Origin of the sequence: Flavimobilis soli, from assembly GCF_002564025.1 — a bacterium.
GTDB classification, from domain to species: Bacteria; Actinomycetota; Actinomycetes; order Actinomycetales; family Cellulomonadaceae; genus Flavimobilis; species Flavimobilis soli.
Genome location: NZ_PDJH01000001.1, coordinates 80,344 through 95,617, shown reverse-complemented (window position 1 = coordinate 95,617; position 15,274 = coordinate 80,344). Strand labels below are relative to the sequence as shown.

At 70.8% G+C, this 15,274-nt stretch carries 15 protein-coding genes and 1 tRNA gene; 9 read left to right on the top strand and 7 right to left on the bottom strand.

All coding sequences use genetic code 11. The features are described from left to right. Nucleotides 1-70 precede the first annotated feature (70 nt). Nucleotides 71-1,006: an ABC transporter ATP-binding protein gene (locus ATL41_RS00445; RefSeq protein WP_098456716.1), complete on the top strand. Its 936-nt coding sequence runs from the start codon at nt 71-73 to the stop codon at nt 1,004-1,006. Beyond that, nucleotides 1,003-2,145, top strand: coding sequence for an ABC transporter permease (locus ATL41_RS00440; protein WP_098456715.1), 1,143 nt, complete (start codon nt 1,003-1,005; stop codon nt 2,143-2,145). The genes ATL41_RS00445 and ATL41_RS00440 overlap by 4 nt, the downstream gene beginning before the upstream one ends. Nucleotides 2,146-2,184: 39 nt before the next feature. Here the strand turns inward: ATL41_RS00440 and ATL41_RS00435 are convergent, their stop codons facing one another. Together ATL41_RS00435 and ATL41_RS00430 are read right to left on the bottom strand one after the other, a co-directional pair. Beyond that, the gene (locus tag ATL41_RS00435) at nt 2,185-3,036 is read right to left on the bottom strand and encodes an SDR family NAD(P)-dependent oxidoreductase (protein WP_098456714.1); all 852 of its coding nucleotides are present in this window, start codon (nt 3,034-3,036) and stop codon (nt 2,185-2,187) included. Between the two features lie 28 nt (nt 3,037-3,064). After that, a complete protein-coding gene (locus tag ATL41_RS00430) occupies nt 3,065-3,901 on the bottom strand; it encodes an aldo/keto reductase (RefSeq protein WP_098456713.1) in 837 nt (278 codons plus the stop codon). A gap of 136 nt (nt 3,902-4,037) precedes the next feature. On the opposite strand from ATL41_RS00430, the gene ATL41_RS00425 reads away from it, so the two are divergent. Beyond that, nucleotides 4,038-4,466, top strand: a complete 429-nt coding sequence (locus tag ATL41_RS00425; protein ID WP_098458831.1) for a ScoMcrA-related endonuclease — start codon at nt 4,038-4,040, stop codon at nt 4,464-4,466. A gap of 96 nt (nt 4,467-4,562) precedes the next feature. Here the strand turns inward: ATL41_RS00425 and ATL41_RS00420 are convergent, their stop codons facing one another. From ATL41_RS00420 to ATL41_RS00405, 4 genes are all read right to left on the bottom strand, one after another. Then, a complete protein-coding gene (locus tag ATL41_RS00420) occupies nt 4,563-5,195 on the bottom strand; it encodes a DUF3060 domain-containing protein (RefSeq protein WP_098456712.1) in 633 nt (210 codons plus the stop codon). A 115-nt stretch (nt 5,196-5,310) separates the two neighbouring features. Next, a tRNA-Val gene (locus ATL41_RS00415) sits at nt 5,311-5,384 on the bottom strand. Nucleotides 5,385-5,421: 37 nt separating this feature from the next. Next, the gene (locus ATL41_RS00410; protein ID WP_098456711.1) at nt 5,422-5,886 is read right to left on the bottom strand and encodes a peroxiredoxin; all 465 of its coding nucleotides are present in this window, start codon (nt 5,884-5,886) and stop codon (nt 5,422-5,424) included. Then, a complete protein-coding gene (locus ATL41_RS00405; RefSeq protein WP_098456710.1) occupies nt 5,886-6,317 on the bottom strand; it encodes a DUF3052 domain-containing protein in 432 nt (143 codons plus the stop codon). Before ATL41_RS00405 ends, ATL41_RS00410 begins: the two co-directional genes overlap by 1 nt. Nucleotides 6,318-6,643: 326 nt before the next feature. On the opposite strand from ATL41_RS00405, the gene aceE reads away from it, so the two are divergent. Continuing rightward, nucleotides 6,644-9,385, top strand: a complete 2,742-nt coding sequence (aceE, locus tag ATL41_RS00400) for a pyruvate dehydrogenase (acetyl-transferring), homodimeric type (protein ID WP_098456709.1) — start codon at nt 6,644-6,646, stop codon at nt 9,383-9,385. A 104-nt stretch (nt 9,386-9,489) separates the two neighbouring features. On the opposite strand, the gene ATL41_RS00395 is transcribed toward aceE, so the two are convergent. Next, nucleotides 9,490-10,191, bottom strand: coding sequence for a hypothetical protein (locus tag ATL41_RS00395; RefSeq protein WP_098456708.1), 702 nt, complete (start codon nt 10,189-10,191; stop codon nt 9,490-9,492). Between the two features lie 115 nt (nt 10,192-10,306). On the opposite strand from ATL41_RS00395, the gene ATL41_RS00390 reads away from it, so the two are divergent. From ATL41_RS00390 to ATL41_RS00370, 5 genes are all read left to right on the top strand, one after another. Then, entirely contained in the window at nt 10,307-11,536 is a 1,230-nt protein-coding gene (locus ATL41_RS00390) for a PucR family transcriptional regulator (protein ID WP_098456707.1), read from the top strand. An 88-nt stretch (nt 11,537-11,624) separates the two neighbouring features. Further along, the gene (locus ATL41_RS00385; protein WP_098456706.1) at nt 11,625-12,614 is read left to right on the top strand and encodes an ACP S-malonyltransferase; all 990 of its coding nucleotides are present in this window, start codon (nt 11,625-11,627) and stop codon (nt 12,612-12,614) included. Beyond that, nucleotides 12,611-13,612 carry a beta-ketoacyl-ACP synthase III gene (locus tag ATL41_RS00380; RefSeq protein ID WP_098456705.1) on the top strand — a complete coding sequence of 334 codons (1,002 nt, stop codon included), beginning with the start codon at nt 12,611-12,613 and terminating at the stop codon, nt 13,610-13,612. The genes ATL41_RS00385 and ATL41_RS00380 overlap by 4 nt, the downstream gene beginning before the upstream one ends. A 45-nt stretch (nt 13,613-13,657) precedes the next feature. After that, nucleotides 13,658-13,906, top strand: coding sequence for an acyl carrier protein (locus ATL41_RS00375; RefSeq protein WP_098456704.1), 249 nt, complete (start codon nt 13,658-13,660; stop codon nt 13,904-13,906). A 103-nt stretch (nt 13,907-14,009) separates the two neighbouring features. Further along, complete coding sequence (locus tag ATL41_RS00370) at nt 14,010-15,254, top strand: beta-ketoacyl-[acyl-carrier-protein] synthase family protein (RefSeq protein WP_098456703.1); 1,245 nt, start codon at nt 14,010-14,012, stop codon at nt 15,252-15,254. The last annotated feature ends 20 nt before the right edge of the window (nt 15,255-15,274 follow it).

Below are 15,274 nucleotides of genomic sequence, written 5' to 3'. Positions count from 1 at the left end.
CCGCCCCCTCCCTAGGCTCGAAGCAGGCGAACCGCCGACGAAGCGACCCGCCACCGACGAGGGAGAGAACGTGCTGAGGCTCGACCACATCAACCGAAGCTTCGGGGACCTGCGCGCGCTGGACGACGTGTCGTTCGGCGTCGCCCCGGGACGACTGACCGGGTTCATCGGTGCCAACGGCGCCGGCAAGACCACCACCATGCGTATCATCCTCGGCGTCCTCGCCGCGGACTCCGGTACCGTCACGCTCGACGGCGCACCCCTGACGCCCGCCGAGCGCCAGACGATCGGCTACATGCCCGAGGAGCGCGGCCTCTACCCGAAGATGAAGGTCGTCGACCAGCTCGTGCACCTCGCGCGCCTGCACGGCTACGACCGCACCGCCGCGCGTCGCAACGCGACCGACCTCATCGAGAGCCTCGGCCTCGCCGAGCGCGCGGACGAGCCGCTCGAGAAGCTGTCGCTCGGCAACCAGCAGCGCGTCCAGATCGCCGCCGCGCTCGTGCACGATCCGACGATCCTCGTCCTCGACGAGCCGTTCTCCGGGCTCGACCCCATCGCCGTCGACGTCGTCGTCCGCGCGCTCGCCGAGCGCGCTGCCCAGGGCGTGCCCGTGCTCTTCTCGTCGCACCAGCTCGACGTCGTCGAGCGGCTGTGCGACGACGTCGTCATCATCGCGGGCGGCAAGATCCAGGCCGAGGGCTCGCGCGACGGGCTGCGCGACGAGTTCGGGGGCAGCCGCTTCGAGATCGCGACGGGCGGGGACATCGGCTGGCTGCGCGGCGTCCCCGGCGTCGAGGTCGTCGAGTTCACCGGCGGCGACGCCGTCTTCGATGCGACGCCCGAGACCGCCCAGGCCGTCCTGACCGACGCCGTCGCCCGTTCGTCCGTCACCCGGTTCGGCAGGCTGCGCCCCACCCTCGGCGAGATCTTCCGAGAGATCACGAGCGAGGCCGCCCACGCCGAGCAGACGTCCGCCCAGAGCATCGAGGAGACCGTCCGATGAGCACCGTGCACCCCAACCCGCCCAGCTCCGCGAACGCCGCGGTGATCGTCGCCGAGCGCGAGATCGTCAGCCAGGTGACGAGCAAGTCGTTCATCGTCTCGACGATCGTCACGCTCGTGCTGGTGCTCGGATCCATCATCGCGTCGAGCTTCTTCGCCGACGACGCGGCTGACGCCCTCGGCCCCGTCGACCCGTCCGACAAGACGAAGGTCGCGGTCGTCGCCGCGACCTCCCAGACGGTCGGCGACGTGCCGACGCTCGCGCCGGTCGTCGCCGCGTCCGAGGACGAAGCACGCGCCCTCGTCGCCGACGAGAGCGTCGAGGCGGCCGTCCTGCCCGGTCCCGAGCCGTCGGGCCTCCTCGTCGTCACCCTCACGGGGACCAACGACGAGATCATGAGGACGCTCGCGGTCGTGCCTGCGACCGAGGAGCTCGAGCCCGCGGCGACGACAGAGGGGGTGCGATACCTCGTCTCGCTCGCCTTCGGGATCGTCTTCATGATGATCGGGGCGGGCTCGGGCGGCATGATCGCGCAGTCCACCGTGTCTGAGAAGCAGACGCGCGTCGTCGAGATCCTGCTCGCGACCGTGTCGGCGCGCAGCCTGCTCGCCGGCAAGATCCTCGGCAACACGGTCCTGGCCCTGGGGCAGGCCGCCGCGATCGCGGCCACGGCAGTTCTCGGTCTCGTCATCACGGGCCAGGACGAGCTGCTCGGCATGCTCGGCGCGCCGATCCTGTGGTTCGTCGCGTTCCTCGTGGTCGGCTTCCTGCTGCTCGCTGCGATCTACGCGGCTGGTGCGTCGCTCGTCTCCCGGGTGGAGGACACGGGGTCGGTGATCATGCCCGCCATGATGCTCACGATGATCCCGTACTTCCTCGTGGTGTTCCTCAACGAGAACGAGGTCGTCATGACCATCCTGTCCTACGTCCCGTTCTCCGCCCCGGTCGGCATGCCGGTGCGTCTGTTCTTCGGCGAGGCGCAGTGGTGGGAGCCTCTCGTCGCGATCGTGATCCTGCTCGCGACGGCTTACGCGGTCACGGCCGTCGCGGCCCGGATCTACTCGGGCTCGCTCCTGCGGACCGGCCCGCGGGTGAGCGTGCGCGACGCACTCGCGTCGAGCTCGCGCGAGGCCGTGTGACGGCCCCGCGCGACCGGTAGGCGGCGAGACCGGGGGCGGTCAGGAGCGCGGGCTCGGGCCCGCGCCGGACCGCCCCCGGAACTCGTCCATCGTGTTGTAGACACGGAAGCCCTTGTCGGCGACGACGTCCCACACGCGCGAGGGCAGCACTCCGCGGAGCGCCCGTCCGAGCGGGACGGTCCACGGGGTCGCGCGCACCGGCCGCCCGGCGAGCATCGCCTGCCAGGCGCGGTCCGTCGCGGTCTTCGGCGTGAGGATCGGCGTGAGCAGCGGACCCCGGGCGCCGTCGAACATGCCGGTCGAGACGTAGCTCGGGCAGAACGTCGTGACCCGCACGTGGTCGTTGCCGGTGCGCTCGAGCTCGAGCCGCACCGAGTCCGACCAGCCGATCATGGCCCACTTCGAGGCGGCGTAGACGCTCATCCGCGGGTTGGCGATCGTTCCGGCGGCCGAGGCGATGTTGAGGATGCGCGCTGGCCGGCGGCTCGCGATCATCGCGGGCAGCAGCTCGCGCGTGAGGACCATGGGCGCGACCGCGTTGACCTGCATCGTGCCCTCGATGTCACGGACCTCGTGGTCCCAGAACAGCGCGCCGCGCACGATGCCCGCGTTGTTGACGAGCACCTGAGGGGCACCGCCGTCGGCGAGGTAGTCCTGCGCACGGTCGACGATCGACCGGGTGTCGCCGAGGTCGACCTCCGTCCCGGCCACCGTGGCGCGCGGGTGCGCCGTCGAGAGCTCGGCGACGGTCGCGGCGAGCGCCGCACCGTCGCGGTCCCACAGCGCGACGTGCGCTGCACCCTCGCGCAACGCGCGCTCGGCATAGATGCGGCCCATGCCGCCAGCACCGCCCGTGATCAGCACCCGGGCACCCTGCATGCGGAAGCTCATGCGCACGTCCTCCTCGTCGTCGTGCCGGTCACGGGATCCACGCCATCGTGTCGGGGTGCGAGCCCGTGCGCTCGCCGCGGTCGAGCGCCGTGATCGCCGTCATGTCCTCGTCCGCCAGGTGCAGCTCCAGCGCGCGGAAGTTCTCCTCGATCCGCGCGCGGCTCGAGGCCTTCGGGAAGACGACGTCACCGCGCTGCACGTGCCAGCGGATGATGACCTGCGCAGGTGATGCGCCGTGGCGGCGCGCGATCGCCGCGATCGTCGGGTCGCCGAGGACCGCTCCTCGGCCGAGCGGCGACCACGCCTGCGTGACGATGCCGTGCTTCGCGTCGAACCCACGCAGCTCGTCCTGCACCAGGTAGGGATGGATCTCGACCTGGTTGACGGCGGGCACGATCTGCGTCTCCTCCATGAGCCGCACGAGGTGGTTCTCCTGGAAGTTCGAGACGCCGATCGCACGCGCGCGGCCGGAGCGGTAGATCTCCTCGAGCGCCTTCCACCGGGGCACGAAGTCGCTCACGGTCGGCAGCGGCCAGTGGATGAGGAACAGGTCGACGAAGTCGAGCCCGAGATCGTCGAGCGACCGGTCGAACGACGCGAGCGCGTCGTCGTACGTGAGCTGGTTGTTGTTGAGCTTCGTCGTGACGAAGACGTCCTCGCGCGGCAGACCGCTCTCGCGGACCGCCTGCCCGACCTCGCGCTCGTTGCCGTACATCTGGGCCGTGTCCACGTGCCGGTAGCCGATCTCGAGGGCCTCGCTGACGACCCTGACCGCGTCCGCAGGCTCGACCTTGTAGGTGCCGAAGCCGAGCTGCGGGATCGTGACGCCGTTGTTCAGGACGCGGTGCGGGGTCTGCTGATCCACGATGGGTCTCCTTGCTGGTCGGGGCTGGTCCTTACCTTGCCACGCGCGTACGGCGGGTGCCGAGAGCAGGGCCGTCTTCGTCACACGGGCCCTCTGGGCGGCGAGGGTCGTCGTGCGCGCCGACTACCCTGGCGGGGTGGCTACCTTCTCCTCCGTGACCCGTCAGCACATCCTCCAGGCGATCGCCGAGCACGACTCCCGTGGGAGCGAGAACTTCCTCGGCGTCTACGGTTTCGAGGCCTCAGGAGGGCCGACGATCGTCCACGACGGCGCGAGCTACGACTGCGCCGCGGTCATCGGCGTCGCGCACCGCTATGCGACCGGCCGGACGGCTCTCGCCGAGGAGTTCGACGATGGAGCGATCAAGGTCGTGCGCAACCGCGGCTTCGACGTCGTCGAGCCCGGTGCCGCACGGGCGCCGCGTCGCGCGCCCGCACCCAAGCGCACCCCCGCCGCGAAGCCCGCCTCGACGCGTAGACCCGCCCAGCCCGAGCGCCCCACGGCCATGTGCCCCACGTGCTTCATGACGCTCCCGGCGACGGGGATCTGCGACAACTGCGCCTGACGAGCGCAGGACCGCGACCAGGCGCGCGACAGCAGGAGTGACGGACGAGGGCCTCGCGACAGAGTCGCGAGGCCCTCGTCCACGTCCGGACGATCGTCAGCGCGACGTGCGCACCTTGATGACGTTCCCGGTCCCGCTGACCTTCACGGTCTTCGCCTTGCCCTTGGCAGCCTTGACGTAGTTGTTCGCCCCGACGACTCGGAGGCTGCGCAGGCTGGTCACCTTCACGTGGTTGCCGCTGCCGCGCACGACCAGCGTCGAGGTCTTGCCTGCACGGAGCTTGGTGCCCGCACCTTCGAGGCGGGCCGTCTTGAGGTTGTTCTTCACGGTGACGCTCGCGTTGCTCGCGTCCATCTTGAGCGTCCCGAGCGAACCTCCGACCTTGAGGTTCACGCCGGTGCCGGTGACCGACGCCTTGCCGACGTTCTTGGCGACACGTACCTTCGCGTTGCTGCCCCTCACGCTGAGCGTCTTCACGGACTTCAGCGAGACTGTCACCCCGGTGCCCGTGATCGTGACCTTGCCGCACGCGCCCTTCAGCCGGTACGTGCCGAAGGACCGGGACAGCTTCACGCCGCCACGGCTGCAGTCGATGGTCGTCGCGCTCGCGGCGACTGGAGCGGCCGGGACCGGGACCGCAGCAGCGCTCGTCGCGAGAGCGGCGGAGCCCGGGATACCGAGAGAAGCAGCGATGGCGAGCGCCGACAGGCGGCGAGACACACGAGTCACGGAGGGCTCCAGAGGTTGGCGACGACGTCTTGCCGACCGTACCGAGCATCCCTCGCTCTGTCCTGTCGAACTGTGAGACGAAGAACGGCGCCCCGGACGACCGAGGCGCCGACGGTGGGCCCGGAGGGACTCGAACCCCCGACATCCACGGTGTAAGCGTGGCGCTCTAACCAGCTGAGCTACAGGCCCTGGTGAACAGGCAGCCGTCAGACTACCTTGTCGCCCGTCACAGGAGCGCGAGCGCCTCACGGTAGCCGTCGAGGTCCCGGCGCTGCCCGCGCGGGTTGACGACCGCCCACCTCACGACGCCCTCGGCGTCGATCAGGAAGCTGCCACGCAGCGCGAGGCCGTGCTCGTCGTCGAACACACCGAACGCCTGCGCGGCCTCGCCGTGCGGCCAGAAGTCCGACAGCAGGTCGAATCCGAAGCCCTCCTGCTCGGCCCACGCCTTGAGCGTGAAGACCGGGTCGCACGAGATCGCGAGCAGGGTGACGCGGGCGTCCTCGAACTGCGCCAGGTTGTCGCGCAGCTCACACAGCTCACCCGTGCAGATCCCTGAGAAGGCGAACGGGAAGAACACCACCAGGACGGGGCCGCCGCGCAGCTCCGAGAGAGTCACGGGAGTGCCGTGCGTGTCCTGCAGGGTGAAGTCGGGAGCGACGTCGCCGACGACGAGCGGCACCGTCTCCATCAGCGGCCGCGGCCGCGCGTGCCGAGCTTCGTCGCCGACCAGTCGCGCGCGATCGAGAAGGTGCTCGTCACGTGCAGGCCCGCGGTGCTCGCGGCCTCCTGGATGTCGTTGTGGCCCACGTGACCGTCGCGACCGGGCTTCGGCGTCAGCACCCAGATCGCGCCACCGTCGTCGAGGACCGTCTGGACGTCGACGAGAAGGTCCGTCAGGTCGTCCTCGCCGTCGCGGTACCAGACGATGACACCGTCGGTGACGTCGTCGTAGTCCTCGTCGACCAGGTCCGTCCCCGTGATGTCCTCGATCGCCGAGCGCAGGTCGTGGTCGACGTCGTCGTCGTACCCGAACTCCTGGACGACCATCTCCCGGTCGAATCCCAGCTTCTCCGCCCCCGCGGCGCTCGTCGCGTCCTGGGGGTCCGTGCTCGTGGCCACCTGTGGTTCCCGTTCCTTCCGAAAGACTCCAGCGGGCACCGCCCGCGTTGTCACCTGTGTCACAACGCCGCCCGCAGTACCGGCACCTGCACAACGAGGCGCCCACTGGCAAAGGTAGTGCACCACAGCCGCGGACACCCACACGTGGTGTCACGAGGATCACGGCCGGGAACGGTGGACACGGTGTGACTTTGCCGCGACTTTGAGAACACAATGGTCATCAGGACCCCGTCGGCGCTACCGCGCCGCGAGCCGTGGGTCCGGACTGGGAGCACCGGGGCGCCAGCCCCCTCGAAAGTGCTCACGACGAGATAAAGAGGTTGCTGGTGGCTTCGCACGACGAGACCCGACCGCTCATCAACGGTCTGCTCAGCCAGGTCCCGGACATCGACCCCGCCGAGACGGGTGAGTGGGTCGAGGCGCTGGACGGCCTGATCGACGAGCGCGGCGGACCCCGCGCCCGGTACGTCCTTCTCAACCTGCTCAAGCGAGCACGTGAGCGCAACGTCGCCATCCCGACGTCGCTCAACACCCCCTACGTCAACACCATCGGCGTCCACGAGGAGCCCTACTTCCCGGGCGACGAGGTCATGGAGCGCCGCTACCGCTCCTGGATCCGCTGGAACGCCGCCGTCATGGTGACGCGCGCGCAGCGCCCCTCGGTCGCGGTCGGCGGCCACATCTCCTCGTACGCGTCCGTCGCGACCCTCTACGAGGTCGGCCTCAACCACTTCTTCCGCGGCAAGGACCACCCGGGCGGCGGCGACCAGGTCTACTTCCAGGGCCACGCCTCCCCCGGCGTCTACGCTCGCGCGCTCCTCGAGGGCCGCCTGAACGAGCACCAGCTGGACGGCTTCCGCCAGGAGATGTCGCACCCGGGCGGCGGCCTGCCGTCCTACCCGCACCCGCGCCTCGCGCCCGAGCTGTGGGAGTTCCCGACGGTCTCGATGGGCCTCGGCCCCGCGTCGGCGATCTACCAGGCGTGGACCAACCGCTACCTGCACGAGCGCGGCATCAAGGACACGTCGCAGCAGGACGTGTGGGCGTTCCTCGGCGACGGCGAGATGGACGAGCCCGAGAGCCGCGGCATGCTGCAGCTCGCTGCCCAGCAGCAGCTCGACAACCTCACGTTCGTCGTCAACTGCAACCTGCAGCGCCTCGACGGCCCGGTCCGCGGCAACGGCAAGATCATCCAGGAGCTCGAGGCCCAGTTCCGCGGCGCCGGCTGGAACGTCATCAAGGTCATCTGGGGCCGTGAGTGGGACGTCCTGCTCAACGCCGACAAGGACCGCGCGCTCGTCAACCTCATGAACCAGACGCTCGACGGCGACTACCAGACGTTCAAGGCCAACGACGGCGCGTACGTCCGCGAGCACTTCTTCGGTCGCGACCCGCGCACCAAGGCGCTCGTCGAGAACATGACGGACGACGAGATCTGGGAGCTCAAGCGCGGCGGCCACGACTACCGCAAGATCTACGCGGCGTACTCCGCGGCGCGCGCCCACACGGGCCAACCGACGGTCATCCTCGCGCACACGATCAAGGGCTACGGCCTCGGCTCGGGCTTCGCCGGTCGCAACGCGACCCACCAGATGAAGAAGCTCAAGAACGAGGAGCTCAAGGCTCTCCGCGACTCGCTGCACATCCCGATCACCGACGAGGAGATCGACGCCGAGCCGTACCTGCCGCCGTACTACAACCCGGGACCCGAGGACCCGACGATCCAGTACATGCTCGAGCGCCGTCGCGCGCTCGGCGGGTTCGTCCCCGAGCGTCGCGAGAAGTACGAGCCGCTCAACCTCCCGGGCGACAAGACGTACGAGCTCCTCGCGAAGGGCTCCGGCCAGCAGGAGGTCGCCACGACGATGGCGCTCGTCCGGCTGTTCAAGGACCTCGTCAGGGACAAGGAGATCGGCAAGCGCATCGTGCCGATCATCCCCGACGAGGCCCGCACGTTCGGCCTCGACTCGATCTTCCCGACGGCGAAGATCTTCAACACGCTCGGGCAGAACTACCGCGCGGTCGACTCCGACCTCATGCTCTCCTACAAGGAGTCCGAGGCCGGCCAGATCATGCACACCGGCATCAACGAGGCCGGTTCCGCCGCCGCGTTCCAGGCGGTCGGCACGTCGTACGCGACGCACGGCCAGCCGCTCATCCCGTTCTACTTCTACTACTCGATGTTCGGGTTCCAGCGGACCGGCGACCAGTTCTGGGCCGCGGGCGACCAGCTCACGCGAGGCTTCCTCATCGGAGCCACGGCCGGCCGCACGACCCTCACGGGCGAAGGCCTCCAGCACGCTGACGGCCACTCGCCGCTGCTCGCCGGGACCATGTCGCACGTCGTCCACTACGACCCGGCCTACGGGTACGAGATCCGCCACATCGTGCGCGACGGCATCGAGCGCATGTACGGCGAGGGCGACCGCGACCCGAACGTCATCTACTACCTGACCGTCTACAACGAGCCGATGGCTCAGCCGGCAGAGCCGGAGGACGTGGACGTCGAGGGCATCCTGCGAGGGATCCACCGGATCCACCAGGCGCAGGGCGAGGGGCCGCGTGCCCAGATCCTCGCGTCCGGCGTGGGCGTGCTGTGGGCGCTCGAGGCCGCCAAGATCCTCGCCGAGGACTGGGGCGTCCAGGCGGACGTCTGGTCCGTGACGAGCTGGCTCGAGCTGCGCCGCGACGGCCTCGCCGCCGACGAGCACAACTTCCTCAACCCGGGAGCGGAGAAGAAGGTCGCGTACCTGACGTCCAAGCTCCAGGGTGCGGAGGGTCCGTTCATCGCGACGAGCGACTACGACAAGCTCGTGACCGACCAGATCCGCAAGTGGGTCCCGGGCGACTACGAGGTGCTGGGCGCGGACGGCTTCGGGTTCTCCGACACCCGCGCCGCAGCCCGCCGCCACTTCAAGATCGACGGTCCGTCGACGGCGGTGCGCGTGCTCCAGTCGCTCGCCGCTCGCGGCGAGGTCGCGGCCGACGCCCCCGCCCAGGCCATCGAGCGGTACAACCTGCACGACGTGCGCGCCGGTACGTCCGGCACGGCAGGTGGCGACTCCTGACGGGTCACCCCCACTGACGACGAGACCCCGTCACCCGGTTCCGGGTGACGGGGTCTCGTCGTCTCAGGCTCGTGGCGCTCGCCAGAAGGTGGAGCGCAGGAAGGTCAGGCTCCCCCGCCCACGCCCGACTCGCTCATCGCGATCTTCGTGCGCAGCTCCTCGGACACGCGGTCGACCGCCTCCTGGTCCTCGGCGAGCATCAGGGACTCGAGGTGGTGCTTGGCCTCTCCCACACGGCCCGCGTCGAGCGCGGCGAGGATGAGCTGGCGCCCCGCCTCGACGCTGTGCTCACGCGGACGCCAGTGCCCCACGCCCAGGCCGCTCGCCTCCGTCGCGTGGCCGGTCTCGCGGAGCATGACGATCGCAGCCGCGAGGCCCTCCCCGGACGAGTCGCGCTCCGCAGCGGTGGCGAGGCGGCGCATCGCACCCTCGAAGTCCTCGTCGATCGACAAGCGGGCCAGCTCGATGAGCGGGTACCAGGCCCGGGCGTTGCCAGCGAGCTCCTCGGCCAGGGCCCACACCGCGAGGTCCCCCTGCCGGCGCCGCTCCTCCTGGTAGGACTGGTCGGCCTGCTCGGCCGCCAGCGGGTCCTCGTGGTGCCCGGTCGACGCGGCGCGCTGCCGGACGATCTCGACGAGCGCCCGGAACGCGCGCTCGTTGTTCGGGTCGTCGGTCAGCATCGCGCGCAGAGCGTCCTCGTGCGGACGGTCGCCCGGGCGCGCAGCCTTCGTCGGGCGACGGGTCCCCACGGTGGACGCGGACGTCGTCTTCCTCATGAGCTGGCGGAGCTTGGGCAAGAGACTCATGAATCCACCTTAGGCTTTTCTTGACGATCCATCACCCGGCGGGCCGGATCCTGATACCTCCTAGATCTTCAGCGATTTGTGCGTTCCCCACAATCTGGGGCCGTATGCTCTCCCCATGAGCCGTGCCACCCCCGCGAAGGACCACGCCGATCCCGCGACGGCCGCGACCTCGCCCGCCGCGGGCGTCGAGGAGGACGAGCACCTTCGCCGTGTCCGCGCGGGGACCGGTCTGCTGACGAAGGCCGCGCTCAAGCAGCTCGACGCCGAGCTGTCCTGGTACCGCGACCTCCCGGCCGAGGACAAGTCGTGGATCGTGCTCGTCGTGCAGTCGGCGATCGCCTCGTTCGTCGCCTGGTACGAGGAGCCCACCGGTGTCCCGAGCGGCGTCTCCGAGATCTTCTCCGCGGCGCCGCCGGAGCTCACGCAGTCCATCTCCCTGCAGCACACGCTCCAGCTCGTGCGCGTGATCGTCGACGTCGTCGAGGCGTACTCCGACGAGCTCGCGGTGCCGGGCGCCGAGCGCGACCTGCGCGAGGCCGTCCTGCGGTACTCGCGCGAGGTGGCCTTCTCCGCAGCCGAGGTATACGCGCGCGCCGCCGAGATGCGCGGTGCGTGGGACGCGCGCCTCGAGGCGCTCGTCGTCGACGCGCTCATGCGCGGCGAGTCCGACGACGCGGTGCGCTCCCGCGTCGCAGCGCTCGGCTGGTCGGGGTCGGCGCACGTCCTGGTCATGGTCGGGACCACGACGGAGCAGCTCGACGAGGTGCGCGCAGCAGAGCTGCGCCGGGCGACGCGACGCGTCGTCGACGACTCGCTCGTCGGCATCCAGGCCAACCGCATCGTCCTCGTCCTCGGCGGCGGGCCCGACCTCGTCGAGTCGGCGCGGTCGCTCGTCCCGCGCTTCGGCCCCGGACCCGTCGTCCTCGGCCCGGTCGTCGGCGGGATCGGCGAGGCCGGCCGCTCGGCGACGGCGGCTCTCGCCGGACTCGCGGCCGCGGCCGCGTGGCCGCAGGCTCCGCGTCCGGTCCAGGCTGACGACCTGCTCCCCGAGCGTGTCCTCATCGGCGACCTGAGCGCTCGGCGCACGCTCGTCGACCAGGCGTACACGCCGCTCGCCGCGAGCACCGGTGCGACGCTCGAGACCCTCTCGGCGTACCTCGGCACCGGCCGCTCGCTCGAGGCGGCCGCACGCAGCCTCTACGTCCACCCGAACACGGTGCGGTACCGGCTGCGCAAGGTCGCGGAGCTGACCGGCTGGGACCCGCTCGACGCACGCGAGTCGTTCGTCCTGCAGGTCGCGCTCGCCCTCGGCGAGCTCGTCAGGGTCGACGCCACCCACGCGTGACACCTTGTAGGTTCACCACAAGTTCGTTTCCCCAGCTTCGTGCGCGTCGTGACGCCCCGGGGTCGCCACCGGAAGGCAAGGTTGACGAGTGATCGCAGTACTGTGCCCAGGACAGGGCTCCCAGACCCCCGGCATGCTCGCCCCGTGGCTCGAGCTGCCCGGCGTCGGTGACCGTCTCGCCGAGCTCTCCGAGGCCGCCCAGGTCGACCTCGTCGCCCACGGCACCGTGAGCGACGCCGACACGATCCGAGACACGGCCGTCGCCCAGCCCCTCATCGTCGCCACCTCGCTGCTCGCGTTCCGTGAGGTCCTCGCCGGCCGCGTCGCCTCCGACGTCGTCGACGCGACCGCGGGGCACTCCGTGGGCGAGCTGACGGCCGCAGCCGTCGCGGGGGTCCTGACCGACGCCGGCGCCGTCGGCCTCGTCGCCCACCGAGCTCGCGCCATGGCCAGCGCGGCCGCCGCGGTCGAGACGGGGATGAGCGCCGTCGTCGGCGGAGACCCGGACGAGGTGCTCCCCGCGATCGCCGACGCGGGCCTCTACCCCGCCAACGTCAACGGTGGCGGCCAGGTCGTCGCCGCCGGGTGCCCGGACGGCCTCGCTCGGCTCGCCGAGAACCCGCCGACCCGCGCCCGGGTCATCCCCCTGCAGGTCGCCGGGGCGTTCCACACGACCTTCATGCAGTCCGCGCTCGACGCGTTCGAGCCCGTCGCGGCCGGCTGGCCCGCCCAGGACCCCCGGCTGCCGCTGCTCACGAACGCAGACGGCACGACCTACAGCTCCCGCGGCGCCGGCGCGCACGGCCACGGCACCGGTGCGGACGTCATCGAGCACCTCGTCGCACAGATCGTCGCCCCCGTGCGCTGGGACCTGTGCCAGGAGACGCTGGGAGAGCTCGGCGTCACCGCGGTGCTCGAGCTCGCTCCCGGCGGTGTCCTGACCGGCCTCGCGAAGCGCACTCTCAAGGGCGTCGAGCAGGTCGCGATCAAGTCGCCCGACGACCTCGACGCGGCACGCGACCTCGTCGCGCGCCACTCCGCCGCCACCGCCACCATCACCGAGGAGACCACGGCGTGACTCAGCTCAAGCAGGCGACCGGACCGCAGTTCTCCCGCATCCTCGCGATCGGCGGGGTGCGCGGCGACGCCGTCGTCACGAACGACGACATCGCCGGCCCGATCGACTCGTCCGACGAGTGGATCCGCCAGCGCACCGGCATCGTCACCCGCCGTCGCGCGACCGGCGACACCGACGTCCTCGACCTCGCGACCGCCGCCGCCGAGGAAGCACTCGCGCAGGCCGGCCTGACCGGTGCCGACATCGACGCGGTCATCCTGTCGACCGTCACCTACTTCGCGCAGACCCCCGCGGGCGCCGCGATCGTCGCCGACCGCATCGGCGCCACCCCGGCCGCCGCCTACGACATCTCGGCTGCGTGCGCCGGATACTCGTACGGGATCGGTCAGGCCGACGCGCTCGTCCGCTCCGGCGCCGCTCGTCATGTGCTCGTGATCGGCGCGGAGAAGATGAGCGACTTCATCGACCCGACCGACCGTTCCATCTCGTTCCTGCTCGGCGACGGCGCAGGCGCAGCGATCGTCGGCCCGTCCGACTTCCCCGGCATCGGCCCGACGGTGTGGGGCTCCGACGGCTCGAAGGCCGCGACGATCGGCCAGACGCTCAGCTGGCAGGAGTTCGCCGCGACCGAGGGCGCCGCATGGCCGACGCTCCGCCAGGACGGCCCGTCCGTCTTCAAGTGGGCCGCGTTCCAGATGGCGCCCGTCGCGCTCCGCGCGATCGAGGCGGCCGGGCTCACCCCCGCAGACATCGACGTGTTCGTCCCGCACCAGGCCAACATGCGGATCATCGACCAGATGATCAAGCAGCTCGGCCTCCGCGAGGACGTCGTCGTCGGCCGGGACATCGAGGACACGGGCAACACGTCCGCCGCCTCGATCCCGCTCGCGACCGAACGGCTCATCCGGGAGGGCGCTGCCAAGACCGGCCACGTCCTGCTCCAGATCGGCTTCGGCGCCGGCCTGGTCTACGCGGCCCAGGTCGTCATCGTCCCCTGACCCTCAGTCCACCCAGCTTCACCCACACAACCAAGGAGAACACCCATGGCTCACACCGAGAACGAGGTCCTCGCCGGGCTCGCCGAGATCGTCGCCGAGGAGACGGGTCTGCCCGCCGACACGGTCACCGCGGAGAAGTCCTTCACCGACGACCTCGACATCGACTCGCTGTCGATGATGACGATCGTCACGCACGCCGAGGACAAGTTCGGCGTCACCATCCCCGACGACGAGGTCAAGAACCTCACGACCGTGGGCGACGCCGTCTCGTTCATCACTAACGCGCAGGCCTGAGCCTCCCGGTCCCACCGGACACCCGTGCCGGTCGGCGCGTGCGCTCGCGCCCGCCGACCGGCGCCGCCGCCCCGCGGCCCCTCCCCACCCGACAGGAGTCACCATGACCACCGTTCCCGACGTCGTCGTCACCGGCCTCGGTGCCACCACGCCTCTCGGCGGTGACGTGGCCTCCACGTGGCAGGCCGCCCTGGCCGGCCAGTCCGGCGCACGGACCCTCGAGAACGACTGGGCCGAGAAGTACGGCATCCCCGTGAGCTTCGCCGCGACGATCAAGGTCGCGCCCGAGGAGGTCCTCGCGCGGCCCGAGCTCAAGCGCATGGACCCGTCCACGCAGTACGCGATCATCGCGGCCCGCGAGGCGTGGGCCGACGCCGGCATCACCGACGTCGACCACGACCGCCTCGGGTCCGTCGTGTCCTCGGGCATCGGCGGCATCTGGACCACGCTCGACGCGTGGGACACGCTCCGCGAGAAGGGCGCACGCCGCGTCCTGCCGATGACCGTCCCCATGCTCATGCCCAACTCCCCGACGGCCTTCGTCTCGCTCGAGCTCGGCGCCCGCGCAGGTGCCCACGCCCTCGTGTCGGCGTGCGCATCGGGTGCCGAGGCGATCGCCTACGGCGTCGAGATGATCCGCTCGGGCCGCGCGGACGTCGTTGTCGCGGGCGGTACCGAGGCGACGATCCACCCCATGCCGATCTCCGCCTTCGCCGCGTCGCGCACGCTGTCGCTGCGCAACGACGACCCTGCAGGCGCGTCGCGCCCGTACGACGTCGCGCGTGACGGTTTCGTCATCGGCGAGGGCGCGGCGGTCGTCGTGCTCGAGTCGGCGGAGCACGCCGCTGCCCGCGGCGCGCGGGTCTACGGACGCATCGCCGGCCTCGGCCTCACGGCCGACGGCTACCACATCACGTCCCCCGAACCCTCGGGCGCGGGGCAGATCCGCGCGATGAAGGCTGCGCTCGAGGACTCGGGCGTCGCCCCGGCGGACGTCGTGCACGTCAACGCACACGCGACGTCGACCGTCGTCGGCGACCTCATCGAGGCACGCTCCGTGCGCGGCGTCCTCGGAGGAGACGCCGACCACGTGGCGCTGTCCGCGACGAAGTCCATGACCGGGCACCTCCTCGGCGGGGCTGGCGCGCTCGAGACGGTGTTCACCCTGCTCGCCGTCCACGAGCGCACCGCTCCCCCGACGATCAACGTGTCGGACCCGGACCCGGAGCTCGTCCTCGACCTCGTGCGGGACACCCCGCGCGAGCTGCCGAAGGGCGACGTCGCGGCGATCAACAACTCGTTCGGCTTCGGTGGCCACAACGTCGCGCTGGTCGTGACGTCGGCCTGATCCGTCAGGGACGACGAAGG